28 protein-coding genes are annotated in these 26,238 nt (G+C 61.9%); 12 read left to right on the top strand and 16 right to left on the bottom strand.

Annotated features, from left to right (window positions below; all coding sequences use genetic code 11):
* Positions 1-10: 10 nt before the first annotated feature.
* From GA0061105_RS25435 to GA0061105_RS25405, 6 genes are all read right to left on the bottom strand, one after another.
* Positions 11-262 carry a hypothetical protein gene (locus tag GA0061105_RS25435; protein WP_064693050.1) on the bottom strand — a complete coding sequence of 84 codons (252 nt, stop codon included), beginning with the start codon at positions 260-262 and terminating at the stop codon, positions 11-13.
* Positions 263-374: 112 nt separating this feature from the next.
* Positions 375-881, bottom strand: a complete 507-nt coding sequence (locus GA0061105_RS25430; RefSeq protein ID WP_092753696.1) for a hypothetical protein — start codon at positions 879-881, stop codon at positions 375-377.
* Between the two features lie 260 nt (positions 882-1,141).
* Positions 1,142-1,405, bottom strand: coding sequence for a hypothetical protein (locus GA0061105_RS25425; protein WP_064693051.1), 264 nt, complete (start codon positions 1,403-1,405; stop codon positions 1,142-1,144).
* A 101-nt stretch (positions 1,406-1,506) separates the two neighbouring features.
* Positions 1,507-1,737 (bottom strand): hypothetical protein, encoded by a 231-nt coding sequence (locus GA0061105_RS25420; RefSeq protein WP_064693052.1) that lies wholly within the window; start codon positions 1,735-1,737, stop codon positions 1,507-1,509.
* Positions 1,738-2,203: 466 nt separating this feature from the next.
* A complete protein-coding gene (locus tag GA0061105_RS25410; RefSeq protein ID WP_092753694.1) occupies positions 2,204-2,611 on the bottom strand; it encodes a hypothetical protein in 408 nt (135 codons plus the stop codon).
* A 15-nt stretch (positions 2,612-2,626) separates the two neighbouring features.
* A complete protein-coding gene (locus GA0061105_RS25405; RefSeq protein WP_092753768.1) occupies positions 2,627-2,917 on the bottom strand; it encodes a hypothetical protein in 291 nt (96 codons plus the stop codon).
* A 456-nt stretch (positions 2,918-3,373) separates the two neighbouring features.
* Here GA0061105_RS25405 and GA0061105_RS25395 point away from each other — a divergent pair, with 456 nt between their 5' ends.
* From GA0061105_RS25395 to GA0061105_RS25380, 4 genes are all read left to right on the top strand, one after another.
* Positions 3,374-3,562 carry a hypothetical protein gene (locus GA0061105_RS25395; RefSeq protein ID WP_208601703.1) on the top strand — a complete coding sequence of 63 codons (189 nt, stop codon included), beginning with the start codon at positions 3,374-3,376 and terminating at the stop codon, positions 3,560-3,562.
* Between the two features lie 138 nt (positions 3,563-3,700).
* A complete protein-coding gene (locus tag GA0061105_RS25390; protein WP_064693056.1) occupies positions 3,701-4,063 on the top strand; it encodes a hypothetical protein in 363 nt (120 codons plus the stop codon).
* Between the two features lie 47 nt (positions 4,064-4,110).
* Positions 4,111-4,335, top strand: coding sequence for a hypothetical protein (locus GA0061105_RS25385; RefSeq protein WP_141130228.1), 225 nt, complete (start codon positions 4,111-4,113; stop codon positions 4,333-4,335).
* Positions 4,332-4,553: a hypothetical protein gene (locus tag GA0061105_RS25380; protein WP_092753692.1), complete on the top strand. Its 222-nt coding sequence runs from the start codon at positions 4,332-4,334 to the stop codon at positions 4,551-4,553. The genes GA0061105_RS25385 and GA0061105_RS25380 overlap by 4 nt, the downstream gene beginning before the upstream one ends.
* A 75-nt stretch (positions 4,554-4,628) precedes the next feature.
* Here GA0061105_RS25380 and GA0061105_RS32960 read toward each other — a convergent pair whose 3' ends face one another.
* From GA0061105_RS32960 to GA0061105_RS25340, 9 genes are all read right to left on the bottom strand, one after another.
* On the bottom strand, positions 4,629-4,790 hold the full coding sequence (locus tag GA0061105_RS32960; RefSeq protein WP_167358580.1) for a hypothetical protein: 162 nt from the start codon (positions 4,788-4,790) through the stop codon (positions 4,629-4,631).
* Between the two features lie 81 nt (positions 4,791-4,871).
* Positions 4,872-5,060 (bottom strand): hypothetical protein, encoded by a 189-nt coding sequence (locus tag GA0061105_RS25375; RefSeq protein ID WP_064693059.1) that lies wholly within the window; start codon positions 5,058-5,060, stop codon positions 4,872-4,874.
* Positions 5,061-5,069: 9 nt separating this feature from the next.
* Positions 5,070-5,252, bottom strand: coding sequence for a hypothetical protein (locus GA0061105_RS25370; RefSeq protein WP_064693060.1), 183 nt, complete (start codon positions 5,250-5,252; stop codon positions 5,070-5,072).
* 10 nt (positions 5,253-5,262) lie between these two features.
* Positions 5,263-5,478, bottom strand: coding sequence for a hypothetical protein (locus tag GA0061105_RS25365; protein WP_092753690.1), 216 nt, complete (start codon positions 5,476-5,478; stop codon positions 5,263-5,265).
* 85 nt (positions 5,479-5,563) lie between these two features.
* Positions 5,564-5,764 (bottom strand): hypothetical protein, encoded by a 201-nt coding sequence (locus tag GA0061105_RS25360; protein ID WP_092753688.1) that lies wholly within the window; start codon positions 5,762-5,764, stop codon positions 5,564-5,566.
* Between the two features lie 11 nt (positions 5,765-5,775).
* Positions 5,776-7,695, bottom strand: a complete 1,920-nt coding sequence (malQ, locus tag GA0061105_RS25355) for a 4-alpha-glucanotransferase (protein WP_092753686.1) — start codon at positions 7,693-7,695, stop codon at positions 5,776-5,778.
* A 13-nt stretch (positions 7,696-7,708) separates the two neighbouring features.
* Positions 7,709-9,490: a malto-oligosyltrehalose trehalohydrolase gene (gene treZ, locus GA0061105_RS25350; protein WP_092753684.1), complete on the bottom strand. Its 1,782-nt coding sequence runs from the start codon at positions 9,488-9,490 to the stop codon at positions 7,709-7,711.
* 458 nt (positions 9,491-9,948) lie between these two features.
* Positions 9,949-11,622 carry a response regulator gene (locus GA0061105_RS25345; RefSeq protein ID WP_092753682.1) on the bottom strand — a complete coding sequence of 558 codons (1,674 nt, stop codon included), beginning with the start codon at positions 11,620-11,622 and terminating at the stop codon, positions 9,949-9,951.
* 10 nt (positions 11,623-11,632) lie between these two features.
* Positions 11,633-17,935 carry a HAMP domain-containing protein gene (locus GA0061105_RS25340; RefSeq protein ID WP_092753680.1) on the bottom strand — a complete coding sequence of 2,101 codons (6,303 nt, stop codon included), beginning with the start codon at positions 17,933-17,935 and terminating at the stop codon, positions 11,633-11,635.
* A gap of 224 nt (positions 17,936-18,159) precedes the next feature.
* On the opposite strand from GA0061105_RS25340, the gene GA0061105_RS25335 reads away from it, so the two are divergent.
* From GA0061105_RS25335 to GA0061105_RS25310, 6 genes are all read left to right on the top strand, one after another.
* Complete coding sequence (locus GA0061105_RS25335) at positions 18,160-18,612, top strand: hypothetical protein (protein WP_064693067.1); 453 nt, start codon at positions 18,160-18,162, stop codon at positions 18,610-18,612.
* 28 nt (positions 18,613-18,640) lie between these two features.
* Positions 18,641-18,922, top strand: a complete 282-nt coding sequence (locus GA0061105_RS25330) for a hypothetical protein (RefSeq protein WP_092753678.1) — start codon at positions 18,641-18,643, stop codon at positions 18,920-18,922.
* Between the two features lie 2 nt (positions 18,923-18,924).
* The gene (locus GA0061105_RS25325; RefSeq protein ID WP_092753676.1) at positions 18,925-19,788 is read left to right on the top strand and encodes an alpha/beta fold hydrolase; all 864 of its coding nucleotides are present in this window, start codon (positions 18,925-18,927) and stop codon (positions 19,786-19,788) included.
* A gap of 155 nt (positions 19,789-19,943) precedes the next feature.
* On the top strand, positions 19,944-20,969 hold the full coding sequence (locus GA0061105_RS25320) for an ABC transporter substrate-binding protein (protein WP_092753674.1): 1,026 nt from the start codon (positions 19,944-19,946) through the stop codon (positions 20,967-20,969).
* Positions 20,966-22,006, top strand: a complete 1,041-nt coding sequence (locus GA0061105_RS25315) for a FecCD family ABC transporter permease (protein WP_092753672.1) — start codon at positions 20,966-20,968, stop codon at positions 22,004-22,006. Before GA0061105_RS25320 ends, GA0061105_RS25315 begins: the two co-directional genes overlap by 4 nt.
* Positions 22,003-22,764: an ABC transporter ATP-binding protein gene (locus GA0061105_RS25310; RefSeq protein WP_064693072.1), complete on the top strand. Its 762-nt coding sequence runs from the start codon at positions 22,003-22,005 to the stop codon at positions 22,762-22,764. The genes GA0061105_RS25315 and GA0061105_RS25310 overlap by 4 nt, the downstream gene beginning before the upstream one ends.
* Positions 22,765-22,776: 12 nt before the next feature.
* On the opposite strand, the gene GA0061105_RS25305 is transcribed toward GA0061105_RS25310, so the two are convergent.
* Complete coding sequence (locus GA0061105_RS25305) at positions 22,777-23,244, bottom strand: Lrp/AsnC family transcriptional regulator (RefSeq protein WP_064693073.1); 468 nt, start codon at positions 23,242-23,244, stop codon at positions 22,777-22,779.
* A gap of 153 nt (positions 23,245-23,397) precedes the next feature.
* On the opposite strand from GA0061105_RS25305, the gene GA0061105_RS25300 reads away from it, so the two are divergent.
* Together GA0061105_RS25300 and GA0061105_RS25295 are read left to right on the top strand one after the other, a co-directional pair.
* Positions 23,398-24,576 carry an amino acid aminotransferase gene (locus tag GA0061105_RS25300; protein WP_092753670.1) on the top strand — a complete coding sequence of 393 codons (1,179 nt, stop codon included), beginning with the start codon at positions 23,398-23,400 and terminating at the stop codon, positions 24,574-24,576.
* Positions 24,577-24,601: 25 nt separating this feature from the next.
* The gene (locus GA0061105_RS25295) at positions 24,602-26,227 is read left to right on the top strand and encodes a thiamine pyrophosphate-dependent enzyme (RefSeq protein WP_064693075.1); all 1,626 of its coding nucleotides are present in this window, start codon (positions 24,602-24,604) and stop codon (positions 26,225-26,227) included.
* Positions 26,228-26,238 lie beyond the last annotated feature (11 nt).

Here is a 26,238-nt window from a genome sequence, read left to right as displayed (position 1 = left end):
CGCGGATGGATCAGTGATGGCTATAGAGCGGCGGCGCCACCTCTTCGTCGGCGAGATCGGGATAGAGGTGCCTGCGCGTGCGGGCGAGTGCTTCCGCCTCCCTGCGGTTCCGCTCCAACAGCACCGCGGTAACATCCTTGTATGGTCCGCCATCCGACGAAGCGACACGAACTGTTCCGCCTTGCGAGAGGAAGTCGCAGAACGAGCGCACCGAGCGAAGACGCGCGGTAATCTCTACGTAGCGGTCGTCATGTCTGACCATGGTCGCCTCTCCTTCAAAACGATAGGATGCCACGAACACTTCGGCGAGATGATGGCGTTGGTTCCATGGTGACGAAACCGGCGTGCGATCTCAAGAACCGCACTCGCAGCTATCACCGCCGGGCGAGTTTTCGATTCATCGCAGCGACGGCCAAGGGGAGCGCCGTCGTCGCCACGGCTCCCCAAGGCAAGCGCCTGAGGCCCCTGGTGATGACGAATGCACCGGCCATCGCGCCGGCGAGCTTCAGCCAGGGTTGATCGCCGAGCTGTGCGTGGGCGCTGGAATCGGCCCACCGTACGTTTTCGGTCACGACGGTCGCGGCCTGATGTCTGATTTCATGAAGGCGAGCCCGAAGGTTTTCGACTTCCCAACGCAGTTCCTGCAACCGGCTTTCCAGAACGTGCTCCTCGGAAATCCGCACCGGCTCCTCGACACGATCTGGAGCCGAAACATCCCTATCCACCGTGGCGAAATAGGCCCGGTATTCGGCCTCGCTCGCGAACCCTTCCCGCCGAATGAGATCCGGATTGATGGTCGGCTCTTCGCCATTCGGCACTGAAGCGCCGGCATCGCCGCGGTTCTTCTCCGGGCCGAAGGCGGCGCCCTGATCCTTGAACATGATGCGTCTCCCGTTGTTTCCTTTCGGCAGAACGCCTGATGGCTCTAATTGATCCGTCGCCGGGCACTGCATCGCCACCCGATCGTCGCCGACGCGGCGGCGAGCCCATCTCACGGCCCATCGTCTCATACCCTGGCGGTTCCCCTTGCCGTTGAACGGCTGCGGGTCAGCAGGAGCCTCGCAATACGCAGCTCGGTCGCAAGGCTTGGTAATGAGCTTGGCTTCTCACCGGGATGTGATTAAAGCGGACCGGGCGATGTCTAATCGAAAAGCTCGCCGTGGCCAATCTGCTCCCGCTTGCCCGGCACGTCGCTAATGATGGGATCGTCGGCAGGATCGGGATCTTTCCTGTTGGCTTCCTTCAAAAATCGCGCCGCCTCAAGGAATGCGACCGAGATTTCCTCGGTTCCCCATCCGGCTTCATTGGCGGCGGCAATCAGCCTCTCCAAAGCCTCGCGCGCGGCAGCGCTCGCTTCTTCGAAGCGCTGAGCGGGAGCTTCGGTTTTTGGCGATGGAAAACTCATCGGCGTTCCCTCCACGGTCGGGCTTTCGAGGATGAACGCAGCTCCTCCGAAATGGATGCATCATGAAGACGATTTAACTGCGCATGCGCCGATTTTCTCGATCAGATGACCGTCTGCAGCAGAAACGGGGAACGCTCCAGCGGCCGCTGGGCGAGGATCCTCAGCATCGCCGGGCCCTGTATGCCGGTTGTCACAAGCGATCGACCGTCGTGATAGACGACCGTCATGACTTGACCGCGAATATCATAGCGTATCTTCGCGATCGTCCGGGTGTGAACCGGAAATACGAATTCATCGGGCTCAGATGTCTGCCCGGAGGTCCTCAAAGTCATCGCGCTGCCCCAACGATAATAACGCCCTGTCCCTCATTCCTCAGCGCACCCCGGCCCCGAAATCGAAAAGCGCTGAGCGACCCACTCAAGCATATATTGCTTCCATGGTCGCGTGACATCGGCGTGACACGCAGTTGCGCGCTATAAAACACTTCAGTAGCAGTTACTTAGGTAAGCCAACGACGCGGTGAAAGTCACGCAATCAGTGCAATGTGGTCTGTAAACCCTGGCCCCGAGCGGCCTGCGGCCAGTGTTGGAGCGTGCGCACGAGCGACCCGACTGCCTCATCCACTTCAAAAACGCAGCCTCAGCCGTTCGATCTCATGATCGAGTTTATATGCCTCGACCTCATCAAGGTCATCCCTGTCAAGCAGCTCTCTCGCCGCTTCGATCACGCGCTCAGCGCCCGGATGTCGACCATGCGAGCGTCGACCAGATTCGGAATGCCGACAATCGAAAAACCCAGTCAGATCCGCTCGCGCATCCTGTCGTAAAAATCCCTGATTTCTCGCAAGGCCGCTGGCCGGCGATGGCGCGGCGGGGAGACATGACGTGAGGTAAACGCGACCACAGCGAAGGCAGCAGCTACAAGGATGAACGTCGAAAGCGGATAATGTTTCGCCACAGCCTCGGTCTGGCGAACCGCCTTGCCGGCGCCGCTCTTCACCGATCGCCCCGCGCTAAGGACCTGCTGCTGCAGCGTATCAACTTGCTTCCGCAAAGCGCTCAATTCTGTGCGCAGATCATGCTCGGCCTGGCGGGGCACCCCGACAGAGGCGGTGTTTATATCGATGATGGCTCTCGGAACCGGCTCGCCGATCTTGGCTCCCTCGGTGTCGAGCGTCGTCGTCTCAGTGCTCTTGCGGCGCGGCATGATGATGTCTCCTTCCTAGTCGTCGTCCAGCGAGAAAACCGGTCGGTAATGGCGCTCGGCGATCAGCAAGCTCCGGTCGGGCCGGATAATGTAGATTTCTTCGACTTGCCGCCCCCATTGGTCTGTGAAGGTATGCGGGAAGGACGAACCGACGGGCGATTTCGTCAACTTCGTGCGCGGCTGCCCCTCATAGGTGATGCTACCTGGAACAGGCGCCAATCCCGCCGATGAGTAGCTATCTGCGCCGGTCGTGCAGCCCGTCAGCGCGATGGCGAGAACCAGCTGCAATCCCATGCTCCGCCTCATCGACTCCTCCGGCTGCTTCGGCATCCGCCTGTCGCACAAGTAACACAAGGCGACGGACATTGTTCCAGAGCTCGGTGGCGCCAGACAGGAGTTCCCCCTCCAACAGCAACAACCGCTGGTCAAACGTTCGGGGCGGCGGTTATTTCGAGGCGAAGCGGCGCTGCATCGATGCTCTTTACCGACGCGGAAGTGCCGAGCTGGCGCGCCAGCGGTTCATCCGGGCCGACATTGCCGCCGGCGTCCGGGCCTGATGGAAAGGGACCTGGCACGTCGGCCGAACGGCTGATCCGTGCGCTAACGCACCAAGGAAACAAGCGGCTTGGTATCGAACCGAGCCCCCATTATCTTGATCAAGTGAAGAGCGATGAAATTGAGCGGCAATCGTGGCGGGCGTTCATGGCGATATTCTACAGACCGATACTACCGCAGGATTTCAAATGCCTCTCGAAGGCTGTCATGAGCTGGTATCGTCATTTCGGTGTCGCCGTCAGCGAACACGACAGCCAGATCCTGTGCAGCGCCGCCATCCAGCTCTTCAATGACGGCAAGACAGATGTCGACGACCTCGCATCAGGATTGATCGAGATGTTTCCCGCTCCGGATCTGCTGAAGATCAACGCTCCGACTTCGCAGTCTATCCACTAATGTTTGTTCGTCCTTTGCTTCGGCAAAGACCAGGGGTGCCCGCAAGCTGCCAGCGATCCTGCTGTCGCGAGCTGTGCCACCGAAACTGGGAACAGGGTGCGCTTTCCTGCGTTCTCCACGCTCCAAAGGAGATGTACGATGGCCAAAACAAAGATTCCGAAGAAGATTGCGGGCTACAAGGTGCCGAAGGGCATCCGGAAGAATTCCATACTGAAAACGTTACTGGCGAGCCCGACAGGCCGCGACATCCTGGGGAAGGCGCTGATCGCCGGCGCCGGCGCTGCCGCCGCCGTGCTGGTGGAGGATCGCGACGACATTGCCGGCGCCGCAAAATCGGGAACGCGCAAGGGTGCCAAGACTCTCGAGTTGGTCGGCCAGGCGTTTCATAGCGCAACCGACGCGGCCATCGATGTCGTGCGTGACGCCGCCAGTTCGGCGCTTCCGAAGAAGGTCAGGAAACAGGCCGAAGAAAACCCTCGGAAGGGCGTCGCCGTGCATTAGATGCGACGCCGCCCAAAAAGCATTCGAAGCGAAAGCTGGAAACCCTCTTGCGCAAACGCGCGGGTAAAGGCGTATTGTCTCAGGCCAAGGCGGCGGCTGCCGCCAAGGCGCTTGGCAAGCTCGCGCGCAAGCACCCTCTCATCGCCGCTGAGCTTGCCCTGGCGGGGACAGCCAGAGGCATCGCGGTCGCGGCCGAGGAAGTAAAGCAACGCATTCTGCCGCATCATGATGTCGAGGAAATCGGAGACGAGGGTTCGGGGGAAATCGGATGAAGGAACAAGATCTGAAGGAGCTCGGCGAGGCCATCCTGAAGGAAACGCGGGCCGATATCACACCGAAGCAGCTGATCAAGGCCGTGATGAAAGCGCATCCGCAGGCTACCAAGAAAGAGATCGTTCGTGCAGCCTTCTATGCGCTTATTGCACATGCCGGCAACCAACCCGAAAGGGCCGGCATCCTTCACGACCAGCGATCACGAGCGCGCCAATGACGACGAAGAAACCATGACGGCCGAAGACATCGGCTCGTACGCATGAATGTGATCCTGGCCCGCCGTTGCGGACGCCTAAAGCTCGTCGCTTCGACGCCTTACGGCGTGTTTTACAGCCAGCAAATGTCGGCGCCGCTCGATCATATAGTCAGCATAGCCGACGCAGATATAAAGCAGCGTCGGGCCGGCGTAGATGACGATGAGAGCCAATGCAACAAGGATGAATGCGGTCGTCATTGTCTGTTTCCATCATGTTAAGCATGTGAAGCGATGGGCCTCTCGCCTGTGGCTGATCAGGCTTCACCGCTCGTCTGTCCTTCACTTCTCTCTTGCATCGTGGGTGTGGTGGCGATCATGTTCTCCACCGCCGCCGGAAACCTTGCTTCGCAGACGTCTATCCGGCTCGGCCGGCGGCTTCGGTATCTCGAGCGGCGCCTTGGCATTTTCGTGAGATGCGCCCGGACCGCCCTGGCGAATGGTTGACGGGCTCTTCTTCGAGGTGGACATTGATGCCTCCTACCTGTCCTGCTGGTAACCTTGGTGGGTGGTGTTGACTTTGGTGTTTCCTTGCTGACCCTTTTTCTCAGGGTTCTCGCTGCCGCTTGTCATCGCGGCGTCCTCTGCGTTGGTCTGCGCCGGTTTGCGGACTCCCTTGTTGCTGACGTTGTCGGCGGGGATGGGGGGTAATCTGCTGCTCATCACCTTGTCCTCATTTTGGCTTGCGATTGGCGCTGTGATCCGAACATTGCTCGGTCTGGACCGCCTTGCCGTCTAAACCGCGCTCCTTGGAATGCTGGGTCTTGTCGCGGTTCGAAAGGACCATGTTTTCGGGAAGCTGTTCCTCGTCGAGATTGGTCATCGCGCCGCTTCCGTCGCCCTTTCCCTTCGAGCCAGCGCCAATATGTTTCCGGTCGGCATGTGCCATGATTTTCTCCTTAAGTTCATCGAGTCAAACATCCCAGACCCGCGGAGGTTCCGGGCCCGAAACTCAATTCGCTTGACCGCTCGACTTACGACCTGTCCAGGTGCCGCTGCAGTTCGTCCTTGGGAATGAACTTGTCGGTTCTGCCTGGCTCATGATCGGGATGCGATACTTTCACATCGAGATCGTCAGGAAGCGACAGTGCCTGCTTGGCGTTCATGATGCCGAGCGGCACCCGTCCCTCCTCGGTCTCTACGGCGACTTCGACCAGTGGTTTTTTGGCTTTCATTTCGGCGGTCCTTATCCGTGTATATCCAAAATCCGCCTGCGTGCTGATCGTTCCCTCGCCGACTGAATTCGTGGCCTTTCTTCCCGCATCGCCGTCGTAATGCGATCCAGCAGGGAGTTCGACGCCAGGCCCTGGAGGAAGACCGACAGCTTCGGCTTCCAGTTCGGATAGCTGCTGTTCGTGCCCGGGATGTTGGTGGGCCTTTTCTCATCGGTCAGATCGGCAAGCCGGACCGCGACGAGAAGCGACGGGGTCCGGGCGATGAAGCGGTAGGCGCTGACGGTCAGCTCCCTTAAGGTCTCCCGGCTTGCCCTGGCGCTGAGCCGGGCCGGCACTTCGATGCCGGCCGCGCGGAGCGCCGCCTTGAGGTTTCGTCGTTCGCGCCGGCGGTATTCGAGATGTTTTGCGGTGAGGTCGGGCGGCACGATGCCGTGATCGCGGCGATCCTGGATGTCGGCGCTGCGCCACCAGCCGGCAAGGGTCTGGTGGTCGTGGGTCGAAATGCAGGTCAGGCCGAAGACGGGATAGGCATCCGGCGGCCTGAAGCCTTTCCCGTCCTGCTCATAGGAGAGGATGCGATACGAAAGGATCTGCGCCGCCGCCAACTCGTCAGGCAAATCCGGCGGGATCATTCCCAGCGCTTCGCCGATGACCAGGCATCGATGCTCGGCGGACGTTTCGGCCAGGATCTGCAGAAGTCGATGCTCGGGGTAGCTGACATAGGCGCCGCCATCCGGCCTGCTGCCGAGCGGCACCAGAAAGAGGCGCCGGAGCGCCGGGGCGTGATCGATGCGGATCGCACCGGCGTATCGCATGGCGGCGCTCACCATGCGCCGGAAAGGCGAGCTGTCTCCCGCAGCGATCGCAGAAGGCAGATATCCGGCAAGATGCCAGTCCTGCCCCTCTATCGCGAAGGGATCGGGAGGGCTGCCGATCGTCGCCTTCGAGATATAGACATCGGGTTCGCTCCATGTCGCCGATCCGTCGACCGCCTCGCCGACGGCGAGATCGAGATAAAGTCCAATCCGCAGGCCGGCGTGGCGCGCCCGGTCCGCCGCCCGCAGCAGCTGCCGGTGGGCGAGCCACTGCAGCCAAATATGGAAGCGGACCTCGTCCGCATGTCCATGCTCGAATTCGGCGACGGCGGCGCTGTCGAAGCGCCGGAAATCTACCGGCCATCCGTGCCAGCCGGCGCCCCTCCCACGCTCCACCATGGAAAGCGAAAGGCATTCGAAAAGCGCATGTCGCCGCAAGTTGTCGCCGCCTTGAGCGACGAAGGCATCGAAATCAACAGGATCGTAGGTTTCATCGGCGACACCCCCCTGCAGCCAGGCGCGCCAGAGATCGCGCAGGGCTCCAAGCTTGGCCCTCGCAACCCCGGCATAATCGACGAGATCGCTCCGGCGAAGTCTCTCCAATCGTCGTTCGAGCTCAGCACTACTGGCAAAACCCGGCAAACGGTCGACCGCGATATAGAGCGGGTTGAGATGCTGACGGCTCGAGGGCTCATAGGGGCTGCAGCGACCGGGATCGGCAAGAAACGGTGCGTGGAGCGGGTTGAGGCCAACGAAATCGGCCCCGAGCTTCCCGGCCAGGTCAGCCACATCGGACAGATCCTCGAAATCTCCAATGCCCCAATTTCGCGCCGACCGGAGCTCGTAAAGCTGCAGGCTGATACCCCAGACCCGTGTTTTGAAAAGAAAATCCGGCAGAAACGACTTGGGAATCGCCTTGTCCGCCAACCCAGGCTCCCGCTCCGGTCGCGGTGCAAAGCTCTCGCGATGTGCGGTTCCTGACAGCCCCACTTCCAAAGCCGAGAGTAGTTTTCGCTTGGTGTCCGCGGAAATCGCCACCTCGAGATCGTCGGGGCTGGGCCTGGTCGGGCTGATCCCGTATCGCCGGGCGAGCTTGTCGAGCTCGGCGGATCTCATCGTCCGATCGCCTTCATGCTAGGCCCTCACTTCTCGCGATGCTCCAGATCACCGTCCAGGCCGCCAATTGCCCTCCATCGCTGCCGCCGAGGCGGAAGATCGTTTCACCTTCGTCGCGCCGCCCGAGAAGCGGCGCCGCCTCGCTGGCGAGATTGGCATCGAGACAAAGGCGCCGGCCGCCAGCGAGGGTCCAGTCCACCGCGAGCGTTGCACCCGCCGAACGATAGCTCGCATTTCCGCCGCCGGCGCCTTTCAGCAGGGGCACGATCCGTTGATGCCGGAGGGCGAGAAGCACCCTGTAGAATTCAAGCATTTCCGATGAGGCGCGTTTCGACCAGTCGAGCTTGGCAGCGGCAAAGGTCGCTGGCGCCGTCGGGTCGAGAAGCTCGCCGGCATCGAAACCCGGCAGGCGCGAAAGCTCCTTACGCCTGCCCTGCCTGACCTTCTCGTTCAGCTCCTCGCCAAAATCGCAGAAAAACGGAAAAGGCTCTCGCGCACCCCATTCCTCGCCCATGAACAGCATCGGTATCTGCGGTGCCAGCAGGTAGATTGATGTGATGGCCTTGACGGCGTCGGTCGGGCTCGCAGCCATAATCCGGTCCCCCAGCGCCCGATTGCCGATCTGGTCATGGTTTTGGATAAAGGACACGAAGGCGGTGGGCGGCAGGTGGCCGCTCGGACTGCCCCGGCTTCCACCGCGATAGGGCATGTGCTCGCCCTGGAACACGAAGCCTTCCGCCAGCGCCCGGCCGAGCTTGCCGGCGTCACCGACATAGTCGGCATAGTAGCCGAAGGTTTCACCCGTGGCGGCAACATGCAGCACATGGTGAACGTCGTCGTTCCATTGAGCCGTGAACAGCCTCGCCTTGCCATCTGCGTCGCGCTTCAGCAGTTCGCTGTCATTCTCCTCGTTCTCCACGATCAGATGAACATGCCGGTCACCAGCCGCAGCCCTGACGCGGCGCGCAAGCGCGTGAAGAAGATGCTCAGCGCTGTCGTCCTTGATGGCGTGGACGGCGTCGAAGCGAAAACCGTCGAGCCTGAACTGGCTGATCCAATAGATGGCGTTCTCGATGATGAATTCGCGGATCATCTCAGAGCCGTCGCTGTCGTAGTTGATGCCGTTGCCCCAGGCCGTCTTGTGATGATCGGTAAAGAGCGGCGCATAGGAGGGCATATAGTTCCCGTCAGGCCCGAAATGATTGTAGACCGCGTCGAGGAAGACCGAGATGCCACGCTCGTGCGCCGCATCCACCAGCGCCATCAGATCTTCCGGCCGGCCGTAACTGCTGTCTGGCGCATAGGGAAGCACGCCGTCATAGCCCCAGTTGTAGCGCCCTGGGAAGTCGCTGAGCGGCATGATCTGCAGCGCCGTGACGCCCAGCTCCCGTAGATGGTCGAGACGCTCGATCGCGGCCTCGAAAGTTCCCTGCGGTGTGAAGCAGCCGACATGCAGTTCGTATATGACCATCTCCTCCCAGGGCCGGCCAGTCCATTGGCTCTCATGCCAGCGATAGGCGGCAAGGTCGACCACCTCGCTCGGACCATGCACATCCCGCGGCTGGAATCGCGAGGCAGGGTCGGGAATTTCAAGACCGTCCGGCAGGACAAAGCGATAATGCACACCGGGACCGGCGTCCGCGACCGTGCACCGATGCCAGCCATCTTCAACCGCTTGCATCGGGCGCAAATCAGAGCCTTCGATTTTCAAAAACACGTTTTCATGCAGAGGAGCCCAAAGCCGAAACAGAACGCCATCTTCGGTGAATGCGGGGCCGAACATCGTTTTGGTCAAGGGAAAGCCTTCGGTGACATGATGGGTTTGAGTAACTTTTGTCACGGCAAAAAGTTTCGCCCGGGTGGAGCGCGCCCAGCGAGCGAGACCCGATCAGCGCGCGGCTCAATATCGATGGCTACTGCCCACATTTCCGCAACGGGCACTCCGCCATGAGTTGATTCTCAGGCGTTTCGCCCGGAATAGGTGCGGGTGTAGTAAGAACCATTGCTGCTGTATTAGAGCAGACTATCCTGTTGGCATGGCCGTCGAGTAGACGCTCTCGAAAGATGCAAAACAGTCTACATTCTGAGCGGGGCCAGGGGATTTCGAAGATTCGGCTTTGGCCATAAACCCAACAGACAATAAAATTGATAGCTTTTCGTATTTTCTGATCATCTCTTGGGAGCGGACAAATAAGAGATGGAATTGATCCACTTCCAACTACTCCAGCGCCGCCGGCCGCGGCGCTTCGGTCATCACGCCGCCGCGACCTTGTCCCTCAGCGCCTCGTCCATGGCCTCCTGCAGTTGCTCCTGCGTGAACGGCTTCGTCATCCTGAGAATCCACCCGAGCCCCTGATCCTCGGTAAGCTCGACATAGCCGGAGGCGAGGATTACGGGCAGGGTGGGGAAGGCTGAACGAAGGTGACGCGCGAGCTCGGCGCCCGTCATGCCTGGCATGGCATGATCGGTGATGACGAGATCACACTCCTGTCCACCGGCGAGGAATTCCAGAGCCTGGGAAGCGGAAGCGGCCTCCTGCGGCAGGTGTCCGAGATCCTCCAGCATCGCCACGGTTCCGGTCCTGACGAGCGCATCGTCATCGACGACGAGGATGGCCAGCGATCGCGAGACGGGTTTTAAGGATTCTGCGGCCGCAGCTACGACCGCCGGCTGCGCCCCGGCAATGCTCTGCGCAACGGGCAGCCAGAGGGAGACGGTCGTGCCCTTCCCTCTTGTGCTCGAAATCTGGATCGAACCGCCCGACTGCGCTGCCAGGCCGTGCACCATCGACAGGCCGAGCCCGGTCCCCTTGCCGATCCCCTTCGTGGTGAAGAATGGCTCGGCTGCGCGCAGGACCGTCGCCTCGTCCATCCCCTCGCCATCGTCCGAGACAGATATCTTGATGTAATTCCCGCCCGCAAGACCAGCCGGTCGCGCCTCCTCCGCCGCCGCCGCAACCGTCACCGCACCGCCGCTTTCGAGCGCGTCCCGGGCATTGACGAAGAGGTTGAGGAGCGCCAGTTCCAGCTGGTTGCTGTCCACCAGCAACGGCTCCAGATCCGCCGGGATCCGCTTGCGGATCTCGACGCGCGGTCCGACCGCCTTGGCGAGCAGATCCTCGACATTTTCGAACAGCCGGAGGAAGTCGACCGCCTGCGGCTTCAGCTCCTGGCGGCGAGCAAAGGCAAGCAGGCGCTGAGTGAGCGCCGTACCGCGTTCCGCCGCCTGGATGGCGTTCGTCACCAAGCGTTCACTGCGCTCATCCGGCGGAAGCCGCTTTTTTAGCAGACTGAGGCTGCCGAGCACCGCCATCAGAAGATTGTTGAAATCGTGCGCCACGCCGCCTGTCAGGTGGCCGATCGTATCGAGCTTCTGCGCCTCGAACAGCTGCGCCAGCGCCTCCTCCCGCTCGCGCGTCCTTTGGTCAATGCGGTGTTCGAGTTCCTCGTTCAGCTGACGCAATTGCGCTGCCGAGGCCTCGAGCTCGGCGGTGCGCTGGTGCACCCTGGCCTCCAGCTCGGCATTCAGGCGCTCGAGTTCCCGTGTCTTCCGGTACAGATCCGCAAAGACCCTGACCTTTGCCCTCAGCACCTCGGGCACGATCGGCACCGAGACATAGTCGACGGCGCCGACCGCGTAGCCGCGTAGCCGGTCCGGTTCGGCCAGCATCACGGCGGAGACGAAGATGATCGGCGTGTTCTGATAGCGTGGATGCTGCCGGATCATGCCGACGAGTTCGAAACCGTCCTGCTCGGGCATGCAGACGTCGACGAGGATTACAGCGATTTCGGTGCGCAGCAGGTGTTCGAACGCTTCGCGGGCGGATTGCGCCTTGATGAGGTTTTCCTCGAGTTCTTCGAGGATGACCTCATAGCTCAGGAGCTTGGCGGGCTGGTCGTCGACGAGGAGGATGTTGACGGGGTTCATGACCGGGTCCTCAGCGGTGCAGCCACATGCGCAAAGCCGATAGGAGCTGCTCGGTGTTGACGGGCTTCGCCAGGTAATCCGAAGCGCCCGCCTCCAGGCATTTCTCCCGGTCGCCCTTCATCGCCTTGGCCGTCAGCGCCAGGATCGGCAACCTCCGGAAGCGGGGCTCAGAGCGGATCACCTGCATCGTCTCATAGCCGTCCATCCCCGGCATCATGATGTCCATCAGCACGATAGCGACGGAAGGCTCGTTGTTGATGACGTCGATCGCCTCGCTGCCGGTCGTCGCGGTCAGCACCTTCATGCCGCGGCGTTCGAGCACGCTGCTCAGCGCGAAGATGTTGCGGGCATCGTCGTCGACGAGCAGCACGGTCTCGCCGACAAGATCCTCATCCGAGCTGTGCAGTTCCTGCAGCGTAGCCTGTTTTGCTGCCGGAAGGTCGGCGACGACCCGGTGCAGGAACAGCGCCGTCTCGTCGAGCAGGCGCTCGGGCGACTCAACGCCCTTCACCACGACGCTGCGGGCCATACTGTGCAGTGTGGCGTCTTCCTCGGGCGAAAGCTCCCGGCCGGTGAAGACGACCACCGGCACCTCGGCGATTCCTTCGTCGTCGCGTATTTGCTCCAGCACTTCGAAGCCCGACATATCGGGGAGCGTGAGGTCGAGCACGACGCAATCGGCCGCGCCCTGCCTGAGAACGGTAAGCGCCTCCGATCCGGAGCCGACGCTTGTTATATCGATGTCGTCGTGCCCGAGAAGAGCGGTGACGCTCATGCGCTCGGCCTCGTTGTCCTCCACCAGCAGAAGCTGCTTGCGGCGCGGTTCGGCGTAGGCCTTAAGTCGAGACAAGGCTTTGCCGAGCCCTTCCGGCGTCGTCGGCTTGCTCATGAAGGCGAAGGCGCCGCGGGTCAGGCCATGCTGCCGGTCCTCGTCGAGGCTGATGATCTGGACCGGAATGTGCCGCGTCTGCGAATTCTGCTTGAGTTGGCTCAGCACCGTCCAGCCGAGCATGTCCGGCAGGAAAATATCGAGTGAAATCGCTGACGGCTTGTATTCCTGCGCCAGAACAAGCGCATCGCTGCCGCGCATTGCCACCAGCACCTTGAAACCATTGTCGTGGGCGAGATCGACCAGAACGCGGGCATAATGCGCATCGTCCTCGACGATGAGCAGCACGGAATCGCCTGCTTCGATCCGTTGCCGGTCATCCTGGACATGTTCGGCGGGCTTTTCGGCCCGGCGGAGGGCGGCGGCTTCCGCGAATTCCACGACATTTGCCGGTGCCTGGGTGGGCTTCGGCGCCACGGCGCCAGCGCCAACATAGGTGAGCGGCAGGTAGAGCACGAAGGTGCTGCCGACGCCCGGCGTGCTGCGCAGCTGGATTTCGCCGCCGAGCAGGTTTGCCAGTTCGCGGCTGATGGCGAGCCCCAGGCCGGTGCCGCCATATTTGCGGCTGGTAGACGCATCCGCCTGCTGGAACGCCTCGAAGATGATGCGCTGCTTATCGGGCGGTATGCCGATGCCGGTATCGACCACTTCGAAGGCGATGACGGAAGGCGCGTGCCGCAGCGAAGGATGCTCCGGCGACCAGCCGTTCGTTGCCGAGGCGACGCGCAGCGTGACGCCGCCGTGCGCGGTGAACTTGAAGGCGTTCGAGAGCAGGTTCTTGAGGATCTGCTGCAGCCGCTTCGAGTCAGTGATGATGCTCTTGGTGATTTCGGCGTCGACCTCGATCGCGAAGGAGAGGTTGCGGTTTTCCGCCTCGTGCCGGAACGGCCGGGCCATCACCTCCAACAGGTTGCTGACGAATATCTCCTCGGCGTCGACCGAGACCGTGCCGGACTCGATCTTCGAGAGGTCGAGGATGTCGCTGATCAGGTTCAGAAGATCGGTGCCGGCGCCATGGATCGTCTTTGCGAATTCGACCTGCTTGACCGAGAGGTTGCCGTCCGGGTTTTCGCCGAGCTGCTGGCCGAGAATAAGGATCGAATTCAAAGGCGTGCGCAGCTCGTGCGACATGTTGGCGAGGAATTCGGATTTGTATTTCGATGTCAGCGCCAGCTCGGTCGCCTTTTCCTCGAGAGCACGTCTGGCCTGCTCGATCTCCTGGTTCTTCGCCTCGACTTCGACGTTGCGTTCCTCGAGCTGCTGCGCCTTCTGCCCGAGCTGTTCGTTGGTCTGCTGCAGCTCCCGCTGCTGTGTTTGCAGCTCGGCGGCGAGCTGTTGGGATTGCTTGAGCAAGCCTTCGGTCTGCATCGTCGCTTCGATCGAGTTGAGCACGATGCCGATCGAAGTCGTCAGCTGGTCGAGGAAGGAGAGCTGCAGCTCGGTGAAGTCACCTGCTGAAGCAAGCTCTATCACCGCCTTCACCTGGCCCTCGAAATGCACAGGCAGGACGATCGCGCTGCGCGGCAGCGTCGTGAACACGCCCGAGCTGATCGGAATGACATTGTCGGGAAGATCGGTGACGAGGATACGGCGGGCATCGCTGGCGCATTGGCCGACGAGGCCCTGGCCGAAATCGAGCCGCAGCGGATGCGCCGCCTCGACACCCTGCGCGTAGACCGACAGCAGCGACAGGAATGGCTGCTCTTCGTCGGCATCCACCTGGTAGATGACACCCTGATGCGCGCCGACCAGCGGCGCCAGCTCCGACAGCAACATCTTGCCGACCAGCGTCAGGTCGCGTTGGCCCTGCAGCATGTTGGTGAAGCGCGCCAGATTGGTCTTCAGCCAGTCCTGCTCGGTATTGCGCTCCGTCGTCAGGCGCAGGTTGTCGATCATCGTGTTGATGTTGTCCTTGAGCTCGGCGACTTCGCCGCGCGCATCGACTTTGATCGAGCGCGTCAGGTCGCCCTTGGTGACGGCCGTGGCGACCTCGGCGATGGCGCGCACCTGGGTTGTCAGGTTGGCGGCAAGCAGGTTGACGTTGCCGGTCAGGTCCTTCCAGGTTCCCGCGGTGCCCGGAACATTCGCCTGGCCGCCGAGGCGGCCTTCGACGCCGACTTCACGCGCCACCGTGGTCACCTGATCGGCAAAGGTCGCGAGCGTGTTGGTCATGTTGTTGATGGTTTCGGCAAGGGCCGCCACCTCGCCCTTGGAGGCGACGGTGAGGTTCTGCTTGAGGTCGCCGTTCGCGACCGCCGTCACCACCTTGACGATGCCGCGCACCTGCTCGGTGAGGTTGGCGGCCATGACGTTGACGGTATCGGTCAGATCCTTCCAGGTGCCGGCGACACCGGGCACCTGCGCCTGGCCGCCGAGCTTGCCTTCGGTGCCGACTTCGCGGGCAACACGCGTCACTTCGCCGGCGAAGGCATTGAGCTGGTCCACCATCGTGTTGATGGTGTTCTTCAGTTCGAGAATTTCGCCCTTCACGTCGACGGTGATCTTGCGCGACAGGTCGCCGCGCGCCACGGCCGTCGTGACTTCGGCGATGTTGCGAACCTGGGTCGTCAGGTTGGCGGCAAGCAGGTTGACGTTGTCGGTCAGGTCCTTCCAGGTGCCGGCGACACCGGGAACGACGGCCTGGCCGCCGAGCCGGCCGTCGGTGCCGACCTCGCGGGCCACACGCGTCACTTCGCCGGCGAAGGAGCGAAGCTGATCGACCATGGTGTTCAGCGTATCCTTCAAGAGCAGGATTTCGCCGCGCACGTCGACGGTAATCTTACGCGACAGGTCGCCATTGGCGATTGCGGTCGCCACCTCGGCGATGTTGCGCACCTGCGCCGTCAGGTTGCCGGCCATCGAGTTGACGCTGTCGGTCAGGTCCTTCCAGGTGCCGGCGACACCCGAGACCTGCGCCTGGCCGCCGAGCTTGCCTTCGGTGCCGACTTCGCGGGCAACACGCGTGACTTCACCGGCGAAAGCGTTCAGCTGGTCCACCATCGTGTTGATGGTGTTCTTCAGTTCGAGGATTTCGCCCTTCACGTCGACCGTGATCTTGCGCGACAGGTCGCCGCGCGCCACCGCCGTCGTGACTTCGGCGATGTTGCGCACCTGACCAGTCAGGTTCGAGGCCATCGAGTTGACGTTTTCGGTCAAGTCCTTCCAGGTGCCGGCGACACCTGGCACCTGCGCCTGACCGCCGAGTTTGCCTTCGGTGCCGACTTCGCGGGCGACGCGCGTCACTTCCGAGGCAAAGCGGTTCAGCTGGTCCACCATCGTGTTCAGCGTTTCCTTGAGCTCGAGGATTTCGCCCGAGACCGACACCGTGATCTTTTTCGACAGGTCGCCATTGGCGATCGCGGTGGAAACTTCGGCGATGTTGCGCACCTGCGCCGTCAGGTTGCCGGCCATGGAATTGACGCTGTCGGTCAGGTCCTTCCAGGTGCCGGCGACGCCGAGCACGTTCGCCTGGCCGCCGAGCCGGCCTTCGGTGCCGACTTCGCGCGCCACGCGCGTGACTTCGCCAGCGAAACCGTTCAGCTGGTCCACCATCGTGTTGATGGTTTCCTTGAGCTCCAGAATTTCCCCGGATACGGGAACTGTGATCTTCTTGGAAAGGTCGCCCTGGGCGACGGCGGTCGCGACTTCGGCGATGTTTCTCACCTGACCGGTCAGGTTGGAAGCCATGGAGTTGACGCTATCGGTGAGGTCCTTCCAGGTGCCGGCAACGCCGCGCACGTTCGCCTGGCCGCCGAGCCGGCCTTCGGTGCCGACTTCGCGAGCCACGCGCGTCACTTCCGAGGCGAAGGCGTTGAGCTGGTCCACCATCGTGTTGATGGTTTCCTTGAGTTCGAGGATTTCGCCCTTGACGTCGACGGTGATCTTTTTCGAGAGGTCGCCGTTGGCGATCGCGGTCGAAACCTCGGCGATGTTGCGCACCTGCGCCGTCAGGTTGCCGCCCATCGAGTTGACGTTTTCCGTCAGGTCCTTCCAGGTGCCGGCCACGCCGCGCACGTTTGCCTGGCCGCCGAGCCGGCCTTCCGTGCCGACTTCGCGGGCTACACGCGTCACCTCCGAGGCAAACGCGTTCAACTGGTCGACCATCGTGTTGATGGTCTCCTTCAGCTCGAGGATTTCGCCTGACACCGTCACAGTTATCTTCTTCGACAGGTCGCCATTGGCTATGGCAGTGGAGACTTCGGCGATGTTGCGCACCTGCGCGGTCAGGTTAGAGGCCATGGAATTGACGTTGTCGGTCAGATCCTTCCAGGTGCCGGCAACGCCCGGCACCTGCGCCTGACCGCCGAGGCGGCCTTCGGTGCCGACCTCGCGGGCTACGCGCGTCACCTCACCGGCAAAGCCGTTCAGCTGATCGACCATTGTATTGATGGTTTCTTTGAGCTCCAGGATTTCCCCCGACACGTCGACGGTGATCTTGCGTGAGAGGTCGCCGCGCGCCACCGCCGTCGTCACCTGGGCGATGTTGCGCACCTGGGCGGTGAGGTTGCCGCACATGGCGTTGACGGAGTCGGTCAGGTCCTTCCAGGTGCCAGCGACACCGGGCACCAGCGCCTGTCCGCCGAGCTTGCCTTCGGTGCCGACTTCGCGAGCGACGCGCGTCACTTCGGAGGCGAAGGAGCGCAGCTGGTCGACCATGGTGTTGATCGCTTCCTTTAGCTGCAGGATTTCGCCGCGCACGTCCACTGTGATCTTCTTGGAGAGGTCGCCGTTGGCAACGGCAATCGTCACTTCCGCGATATTGCGCACCTGCGCCGTCAGGTTCGACGCCATCGAGTTGACGCTTTCGGTCAAGTCCTTCCAGACGCCGGTGACTTCAGGCACCTGCGCCTGTCCGCCGAGCTTTCCGTCGGTGCCGACTTCGCGGGCCACGCGCGTCACTTCAGAGGTGAAGACGCTGAGCTGCTTGATCATCGTGTTGACGATATCGGCCGAGCGCAGGAATTCGCCCTTGAGCGCCCGCCCGTCGACATCGAGCGGCACTGTCTGCAACAGATCGCCCTTGGCGACCGCGGTGATCGTGCGGGTGACTGCCGTCGTCGGCCACAGCAGATCGTCGATCAGCCCGTTGATAGACCCCTCCATTTCCGACCAGGATCCATCGGACAGGCCGAAGCGCACCCGCGTGCTCGTTCGCCCGTCCCGGCCGACGACCTGGCCTACATGCTCGAGCTGCTGGGCCATGCGTTGGTTGCCGGCAATAATGTCGTTTAGCGCGTCTGCGATCTTGCCGGTAACGCCGGTGAGGTCCGACCGCATCCGCACGGAGAAATCGCCGCGCCTGACCGCGACGAGGACCTCCAGGAGCGCGCTGGCGTCATCGAATGCCATTGTTTTGTGGTGGTGCCCATTGTGGTCGTCTGCCGCTGCGTTATCACGCGCGAATTCGCTGGTTTGGTTGCTCACGAAAATTCCCCTCTTCGACGACTGGTAATTTAGTGCTCAACTTGAAAAATGGTATGGGCCGTCTCCCGTACAGCTTATCATGATTTGCCGTTCAAAATGAACTTTATAGCTGCATAATAGCGAGGCTGCCGCGGCACCCCGCTAAGGTGTGATATGCAGTTTTTCGCACAGGCGGGAACCGTTCCTCGCCGGCCATCGTTTCCGTCCTGACAATGGAGAGCGACATGTCGAACGTCTCGAGGACTGGCAAGGAAGAAATCAACAACGCGACCAGCCCAACCAGCTTTGGAAAATCGGTCGAAAGCCAGGCGCAAATGCAGGATGCAGCGGCGGAAGCTTCGCCGGATGCCGGCAGCGAAACCCTTAACATCTATCGGCTTGAACCGATCGCAGCCCCCGACGATCCGAGATGGGACAATGCTCCCAATCACGGCGCCGTCGTCGTCGCCGCCCGTACGCCCGGCGATGCCAGGATCGTCGCGGCCGCACGCGAGCTCGATTTCATGGAAGTCGATGCCGCACCCGCCGAGGATGTCACGACTTCCAATGCCAGCGCCTTTCGTGACGACAAACTCTACACCGTGATCGAGATCGATCGGAACAGACGTGATATAAGGCGGGGTATTCTCGACGGCACGGTCTCGGTCGGCACGATCCGGCCGGTCGAGCCGGACTAGGAAATCTTTTCTTCACCTGGGAGTTCTCATGAATACCGCCAATCTGCAGCTCAAAGGCCTGATCATGGCGATGGCCTCGATATGCGACGCGATCGTCGAGAAGGATTTGCTTACGCGCGGCGAAATCAACGCCGCCCTCTCGAAAGCCAAAAAGGCGATCGAAGAGGATGACGACCATGAGCTCTCCGGTGCCAACCTGGCGGCGATCCTCTTTCCGATCCGCGTGCTGCAGCTTGCCGGCGAGGCCGGCAGCAAAGGCGAAGGGGCGACGTTTTCGGATTATGCCAAGCTCGTGGGAAAGCTTCGCTGACCGTGTTTGAAGGCTTTGCTTTCGATACAGTCGACGTCGGACCGGGTTCACTACGCGTCCGTCACGGCGGCACGGGACCGGCCGTTCTCCTTCTCCACGGCCATCCCAGGACACATATGACCTGGGGCAAGGTGGCGGATCTGCTGCAGCAGGATTTCACAGTTGTCTGCGCGGACCTGCCCGGCTTCGGCCGCTCCTACCAGCCGGCCGACGCTCCCAGCAGCAGCAACTCTTCGAAGCGCGCCAAGGCCGAGGCTATGGTCGCGCTGATGCGGCGACTGGGGCACGAAAACTTCGCGGTGGTCGGCCATGACCGCGGAAGCCTGACCGCCTTCCGCATGGCAATGGACCATCCCGAACGCGTGCGGAAACTCGTCATCGCCGACGGCATCCCGGTGATCGAGCACCTTGAACGAGCCGACTGGAAGTTTGCCCGGGACTGGTACCACTGGTTCTTCTTCGCTCAGCCAGAAAAGCCGGAACGGGCGATCTCGGCCGATCCCTTGTCATGGTACGACAAACTTTCACCCGAGCTGATGGGAAGACAGGCCTATGACGACCTCGTCGAGGTCATCCAAGACCCAGCCGTGATTCACGGGATGGTCGAGGATTACCGGGCCGGGCTAAGCATCGATCACCTTCACGACCGCGAAGACCGCGACGCCGGCCGGAAAGTGACCTGCCCCATGCTGTGCCTCTGGTCGCTGCGCGACGACATGGAACAGATCTACGGCGATCCCGTCACTATCTGGCGAAACTGGGCCGAGGACGTACGCGGTTTCGGCATCGACAGCGGTCATCACGTGGCAGAGGAGAACCCGCAAGCTCTCTCGCAGGCGATCCGGCACTTTCTCGGAAACGGCTAGTATCTGGAGCTAGCGCGCGCTTTGGTAGTGAGCCAACTGCGCGCAATGTCCAGCACTGTCGATTTTTGCAATAAGTTGATCCATTTGGTCTTGTTTCCTGGCACCTCCTGTGGCTATACCCCGGCCGAAATATACTCACGCATCGGGATTTCTACGTGACCAGCCTCAAATCACTCCTGGCCGCCTGCGGCCTCTCCGCCCTGATTGGTCTTGCCGCAACGCCGTCATTGGCCGGTTCGACCACCTACCCGCTGACGCTCGAGAATTGCGGCGCAGACGTGACCTTTAAGAAGGCGCCCGAGCGGGCGATCGGGCTTGGCCAGAACAGCGCAGAAATCCTGCTGCTGCTCGGCCTCCAGGACAAGATGGTAGGCACCGCCTTCTGGCCGAGCAAGGTGCTGCCGCAGCTCGCCGAAGCCAACGACAAGGTCAAGCTCCTCACCGTCGAAATGCCCACCTTCGAACCCATGCTCGCCGAAAATCCCGACTTTGTGGCGGTGGCCTTGCCGAGCCTGGTCGGCCCGAACAGCAAAATCGCAAAGCGCGATGATTTCGACAAGGTCGGTGTTTCAACCTATCTCTCGCCCAGCACCTGCCTCAGCACCAAGGACGTCAAGGACCAGTACGGCAGCCGCGGCGAACTGTGGAACATGGATCTTCTCTACAAGGAGATCGACGAGCTCTCGCAAATTTTCGACGTCGCCGATCGCGGCCAGGCGCTGATCGCCGACTTCAAGGCGCGTGAAGCCAAGCTTCGCGGGAGCGTTGCCAAGGACGGTCAGAACCTGTCCTACGTCTTCTGGTTCTCCAGCCCCAGCCCGTCGGCCGACGCCTATGTCGGCGGCAAGAACAGCGCCTCCGGCTTCATCGCCGACCTGCTTGGCGGACATAATGCGATCACCGCGGACGCCGAATGGCCGACCGTCGGCTGGGAAGGCATCATAGCCTCCAACCCCGACGTCATCGTCGTCGCCAGCCTCGACCGAAACCGCTGGGAACTCGACAAGCCCGAGGCCAAGATCAAGTTCCTCAACACCGATCCGGCCGTCAGCCAAATTCCGGCCGTCAAAAACAAGGCGCTCGTCGTGATGGACGGCCAGGCGATGAACCCGACCATCCGCACGATCTACGGCGCCGAACAGGTTGCCGAGCAGCTGAAGGCCCTCGGTCTCCTGAAGTGATCGCCGCAGGCCGTCTCTTCCGGCAGCTGGGAGCGGTCACCGCACTGCTCCTGGCGTCCCTCTGCCTCATCGCCGTCGCCATCGGCGTCAGCGTCGGGATCGGCGACCTGCCGATCCCGCTTGCGACCACCTTTTCGGCCGTTACCAACCGGCTCGGCTGGACTGCGGTCGAGCTGAACCGCATCCATGAGACTGTCATCTGGGATTATCGCCTGAGCCGCGCGCTCGTCGCCGCCTTCTGCGGCGCGGGGCTGGCGTTATCAGGCGCCATCATGCAGTCGCTGCTGCGCAACCCGCTGGCCGAACCCTATGTGCTCGGCATCTCGGCCGGCGCCTCCACCGGCGCCGTGGCAATCGTCATCTTAGGCGTCGGTGCCGGCGCGGTGTCGCTGTCGGCAGGCGCCTTTGCCGGCGCCTTTGCTGCCTTCTTCTTCGTGGCTCTGCTGTCGAACGGCACGCGCGGCGGGGCGGACCGCACCATCCTTGCTGGCGTCGCCGCATCGCAGCTCTTCAACGCCTCGACCTCCTATATCGTCACAACCTCGGCCAATGCGCAGCAGGCCCGCGACGTCATGTTCTGGCTGCTCGGCAGCTTCAGCGGCGTGCGCTGGCCGGAATTCGCGCTGGTCTCGATCGTCGTCGGCTTCGGCCTCGCCGCCTGCCTACTCTACGCCCGCGTGCTCGACGCCTTCGCTTTCGGCGACGAAGCGGCATCCTCGCTCGGCGTCAATGTCAGCCGCGCCCGAACGGCGCTCTTTGCGCTGACCGCGATGATGACGGCCACCATCGTCAGCATGGTCGGCTCGATCGGCTTCGTCGGCCTCGTCGTGCCGCATGTCGCCCGCTTCGTCGTCGGGCCGCTGCATATCCGCCTGCTGCCGGCCTGCGCTATCGCCGGAGCGATTTTCATGGTGCTCGCGGACATCGCCGCGCGCGCCCTCATTCCCAACCAGATCCTGCCGATCGGCGTCGTCACGGCGCTGGTGGGCGTGCCCTTCTTCTCGATCATCCTCTATCGGTTCCAGCGCGCGTCATGAGCATCAAGGCCGACAATCTCACCTGGAAAATTGGCAGGAAGACGATTCTGGACGGCGTTTCCATGGAGGCGCAGCCCGGCCGGATGCTCGGCCTGCTTGGCCCGAACGGCTCCGGCAAGACTTCGCTGCTGCGACTTCTCGCCGGCCTGAAGCGGCCGCATTCCGGCCGCGTTACGCTCGACCGGAGCGATATCGGCACGATCAGCCGCCGCTCGATCGCCCGGCGCATCGCCTTCGTCGAGCAGCATGCCACGACGAACGCCAATCTGAAGGTCGTCGACGTCGTCAAGCTCGGCCGCTTCCCGCATCGGTCGATGTTTTCGGGCTGGACCAGGGCCGATGAAGAGGCGGTCGAGGCAGCACTCACGCGCGCCGGCATGGCGGAAAAGCGCGACGAGCGCTGGCAGAGCCTGTCGGGCGGCGAAAAACAGCGCACCCACATCGCCAGGGCACTCGCCCAGTCGCCGCAGGAGCTGATCCTCGACGAACCCACAAATCATCTCGACATTCAACATCAGATCGGCCTGATGCGGCTCGTCTCCGGACTGCCGATCACCAGCATCGTCGCGCTGCATGATCTCAACCATGCCGCCATGTTCTGCGATGAGTTGATCATCATGCAGCAGGGCAGGATCGTCGCCTCCGGCGCGCCTGACGACGTGCTGAGCGAGACGCTGCTGCGCGAGGTCTTTTCGGTCGAAGCCCGCATCGAAGCCTCGCCCTATCATTCGCGCCCGCATATCCACTATATCAAGTGAGAACGGCCGCCCTCACGTCACGATCTGCAGCGGCAAGGCGGTCGTCTTTTTGAGCGTCTTGAGGACGATGCTCGACTTGACCGACGCCAGATTGTCGGTCACCCGGATCATTCTTTCGAGAAACTGGCTGAGATGGTCGAGGTCACGCGTCATGACCTTCATCAGAAAATCGGCGTCTCCCGTCTGCGAATAACATTCCAGGATCTCCGGCGCGGTCTCGATGAAGCGATGAAGCCGCTCGTTTCCGCCCTCGGTATGGGCTCGGAGGCTGACAAGCGTATGCGCGACGACGGTGAAACCCAGTTTGGCAGGGTTGAGGATGGCGACGACGCTCTGGATATATTGCTCCTTGCGCAGCCTTTCCAAACGGCGCGCGCATTGAGTGGCGGACAGGTTGACCCTCTGCGACAGCTCGCCCTGCGTCATCTCGCTGTTTTGCTGGAGGGCGGCGAGCAATTTGATATCGAACTGGTCGAGCATGGCCTGCCCTCTCATAGGGGAATTTCTGCGCAATATAGCCGTTGTGCGCCGATTGTCTGCATCGCTACACCCCCGAAAGGAGATAATCGCAGAAATTCGCCGCGAAACTTCCGTTAATCTCCGGCAACGACTTCAAAAACGGGAGGTGGAATTGTGTTTGAGCAACTGAAGAACCGGCCAGCCGACAGCCTGCTTGCACTCATCAAGGCGTTTCAGGGCGATGAGCGCTCCGGAAAGATCGATCTCGGGGTCGGCGTCTATCGCGACGCCATGGGACGCACGCCCGTCATGCGCGCCGTCAAGGCGGCGGAGCAGGTTCTTCTCGAAACCCAGGAAAGCAAGAAATATCTTGGCCCCGAAGGCGATCTACAATTCGTGCGCCTGCTCGAGCCGATCATCTTCGGAAACGCGCCGAAATACGCGCACCGCCTCGCCGGCATTCAGACGCCGGGCGGCAGCGGCGCGCTGCGCCTCGGCGCGGAGCTCATCCAAACGGCAACCCCATCGGCGAAGGTTCTCCTGGGGACGCCGAGCTGGCCCAATCATGCGCCGATCTTCGCCTCGGCACGCTTGGACAGAAAGGAATATGCCTTCGTCGACCTGACGTTACAGGAGATTAAATTCGACAGCGTCGTCTCCGCCTTGTCTTCTGCCGGGGAAGGCGACGTCGTGCTGCTTCACGGTTGCTGTCATAACCCGACCGGCATCGACTTCACCATGGAGCAGTGGCGAGAGATTACCGACCTCCTCGTTGCGCACAGGCTGGTGCCCTTCATCGATCTTGCCTATCAGGGGCTCGGCGACGGCCTCGAACAGGATGCCGCGCCGACACGCATGATCCTCGATGCGGTCGACGAGGCGCTCATCGCCTATTCCTGCGACAAGAACTTCGGCCTCTATCGCGAGCGCGTCGGCGCGCTCTACGTCGTGGCCCGCAATGCCGATGACGTCAGAAGGGCGGAAAGCAACATGGCGGCCCTTGCCCGGGTCAACTGGTCCATGCCGCCGGACCATGGGGCGGTCGTCGTCAGAACCATTCTCGAAAGCCCGGATATGACGGCAATGTGGCGCGCCGAACTCGAAGAGATGTGCCGGCGCGTCAACGGCAATCGCACGGCGCTGGCTGCTGCCTCTCCCGATCTCGCCTTCATCAGCCGGCAACGCGGCCTGTTTTCCAATCTCTCCATGCGTAGGGAAACGGCAGTCGCGCTCAGGGCAAACCACGGCATCTACATGGCGGATTCCGGCCGCATGAACCTTGCCGGCATGCAGCTCGCCGATGCAGACACCATCGTCGCCGCGCTCCGGGCCGTAGGCTGCCTGAAATCGTAACCGAACGCACCATTGGAGCCTCCGAATGAGCAGGAAAGAAACGACCGGCCAGGCGATCACTCGTTCGCTTGTCGCCCATGGGATCGGCACGGTCTTCGGCATCCCCGGCGCCCACATGTATGATTTCAACGACGCCCTCTACGACGCCGGCGACAAGATCCGGTTCATCCACACCAGGCATGAACAGGGCGCGGCCTACATGGCCTACGGCTATGCCAAATCCACCGGCCGGATCGGCGCCTATACCGTCGTGCCCGGCCCGGGCGTTCTCAATTCGGGCGCGGCTCTTTGCACCGCTTACGGCGCCAACGCGCCGGTGCTCTGCATCACCGGCAACATCATGTCTCATTTGATCGGCCGAGGCAGAGGGCAACTGCACGAACTGCCGGATCAGCTCGCGACGATGCGTGGGATTACCAAGACGGCCGAACGTATCAATCACCAGTCGGAAGCCGGCCCCGTCATGGCGGGGGTGATCGGCAAAATGCTCTCCGGCCGCCAGGGCCCGGGAGCGCTCGAAGCCCCTTGGGACGTGTTCGGACAAGCCGGCCCTGAAATCGACGTTCCCATAGCAACGCGAGCGCCTCATCCGGTAGTCAATCCCGATCACATTGCCGCTGCGGCGGCACTGATATCAGGCGCGGCGAATCCGATGATCATGGTCGGCGGCGGCGCGGCGGATGCCGGAGCGGAGATTGCCGCGTTAGCGGAATTGCTGCAGGCGCCCGTCACGTCGCATCGCTCCGGCAAGGGGATCGTCGCCGACGACCATCCGAACCATCTCAACTTCGTCGCCGCCTATGAATATTGGAAGAAGGTCGACGTCCTGATCGGCATCGGCAGCCGGCTCGAATTGCAGTTCATGCGCTGGAAATGGCTGCCCAAGGGGCTCAAGATCATCCGCATCGATATCGACCCCACCGAAATGGTTCGCCTCAAGCCTGATATCGGCATCGTCTCGGACGCCAGGGATGGAACGCAGGCGCTGATCAATGCGCTGGCCGGTTTCAACCGTGAGGATCGCACACGTGAATTTGCCAAACTCAATGAAGAGGCAAGGTCTCGTTTTTCTGCGGTGCAGCCGCAGCTCGCCTATCTCGATGCCATTCGCGAAGCTCTGCCGAGAGATGGCTTCTTCGTTGAGGAAGTCAGCCAGATGGGCTTTACCGCCCGCTTTGCCTTTCCAGTCTATGGGCCTCGCCAATATGTGACCTGCGGCTATCAGGACAATCTCGGCTTCGGCTTCAACACCGCTCTTGGCGTCAAAGTCGCCCATCCCGATAAAGCCGTGATCTCTGTTTCGGGCGACGGCGGCTTCATGTTCGGCGTCCAGGAACTTGCCACCGCCGTCCAGCACAAGATCGCCGTCGTCGCCATCGTCTTCAACAATTCCGCCTACGGCAACGTGCTGCGCGACCAGAAGCAGACCTACAAGGGCCGCACTCTCGGCTCGGATCTGACCAATCCCGATTTCGTCGCCCTTGGCGAGAGCTTCGGCATTCGATCCTTCAGGGCGACAAGCCCCGGCGAGTTGAGGGAGGTGCTGGAAAAAGCCCTTGCACTCGATGAGCCCATTCTCATCGAAGTTCCTGTCGAAAAGGGATCGGAGGCGAGCCCCTGGCCATTCATCCATCCGGCTCCGCACGAATGACCGGAAGGACG

Source organism: Rhizobium aethiopicum, from assembly GCF_900094625.1.
Taxonomy (GTDB): Bacteria; Pseudomonadota; Alphaproteobacteria; order Rhizobiales; family Rhizobiaceae; genus Rhizobium; species Rhizobium aethiopicum.
The sequence above is the reverse complement of the archived record's forward strand: the minus strand, read 5'-3'. Positions and strand labels throughout refer to the sequence as shown.

Excerpts from the sequence above, each read along its gene's own strand:
- GA0061105_RS32960 (WP_167358580.1), bottom strand. The coding sequence starts at position 4,790 with ATGACGACCGCATTCATCCTTGTTGCATTGGCTCTCATCGTCATCTAC.
- GA0061105_RS25405 (WP_092753768.1), bottom strand. The coding sequence starts at position 2,917 with ATGAGGCGGAGCATGGGATTGCAGCTGGTTCTCGCCATCGCGCTGACG.
- GA0061105_RS25295 (WP_064693075.1), top strand. The coding sequence starts at position 24,602 with ATGAGCAGGAAAGAAACGACCGGCCAGGCGATCACTCGTTCGCTTGTC.
- GA0061105_RS25375 (WP_064693059.1), bottom strand. The coding sequence starts at position 5,060 with ATGTCCACCTCGAAGAAGAGCCCGTCAACCATTCGCCAGGGCGGTCCG.
- GA0061105_RS25330 (WP_092753678.1), top strand. The coding sequence starts at position 18,641 with ATGAATACCGCCAATCTGCAGCTCAAAGGCCTGATCATGGCGATGGCC.
- GA0061105_RS25345 (WP_092753682.1), bottom strand. The coding sequence starts at position 11,622 with ATGAACCCCGTCAACATCCTCCTCGTCGACGACCAGCCCGCCAAGCTC.
- GA0061105_RS25305 (WP_064693073.1), bottom strand. The coding sequence starts at position 23,244 with ATGCTCGACCAGTTCGATATCAAATTGCTCGCCGCCCTCCAGCAAAAC.
- GA0061105_RS25425 (WP_064693051.1), bottom strand. The coding sequence starts at position 1,405 with ATGAGTTTTCCATCGCCAAAAACCGAAGCTCCCGCTCAGCGCTTCGAA.
- GA0061105_RS25360 (WP_092753688.1), bottom strand. The coding sequence starts at position 5,764 with ATGAAAGCCAAAAAACCACTGGTCGAAGTCGCCGTAGAGACCGAGGAG.
- GA0061105_RS25410 (WP_092753694.1), bottom strand. The coding sequence starts at position 2,611 with ATGCCGCGCCGCAAGAGCACTGAGACGACGACGCTCGACACCGAGGGA.
- GA0061105_RS25365 (WP_092753690.1), bottom strand. The coding sequence starts at position 5,478 with ATGGCACATGCCGACCGGAAACATATTGGCGCTGGCTCGAAGGGAAAG.
- GA0061105_RS25310 (WP_064693072.1), top strand. The coding sequence starts at position 22,003 with ATGAGCATCAAGGCCGACAATCTCACCTGGAAAATTGGCAGGAAGACG.
- GA0061105_RS25435 (WP_064693050.1), bottom strand. The coding sequence starts at position 262 with ATGGTCAGACATGACGACCGCTACGTAGAGATTACCGCGCGTCTTCGC.
- GA0061105_RS25370 (WP_064693060.1), bottom strand. The coding sequence starts at position 5,252 with ATGAGCAGCAGATTACCCCCCATCCCCGCCGACAACGTCAGCAACAAG.
- GA0061105_RS25420 (WP_064693052.1), bottom strand. The coding sequence starts at position 1,737 with ATGACTTTGAGGACCTCCGGGCAGACATCTGAGCCCGATGAATTCGTA.
- GA0061105_RS25390 (WP_064693056.1), top strand. The coding sequence starts at position 3,701 with ATGGCCAAAACAAAGATTCCGAAGAAGATTGCGGGCTACAAGGTGCCG.
- GA0061105_RS25380 (WP_092753692.1), top strand. The coding sequence starts at position 4,332 with ATGAAGGAACAAGATCTGAAGGAGCTCGGCGAGGCCATCCTGAAGGAA.
- malQ (WP_092753686.1), bottom strand. The coding sequence starts at position 7,695 with ATGAGATCCGCCGAGCTCGACAAGCTCGCCCGGCGATACGGGATCAGC.
- GA0061105_RS25395 (WP_208601703.1), top strand. The coding sequence starts at position 3,374 with ATGAGCTGGTATCGTCATTTCGGTGTCGCCGTCAGCGAACACGACAGC.
- GA0061105_RS25430 (WP_092753696.1), bottom strand. The coding sequence starts at position 881 with ATGTTCAAGGATCAGGGCGCCGCCTTCGGCCCGGAGAAGAACCGCGGC.
- GA0061105_RS25335 (WP_064693067.1), top strand. The coding sequence starts at position 18,160 with ATGTCGAACGTCTCGAGGACTGGCAAGGAAGAAATCAACAACGCGACC.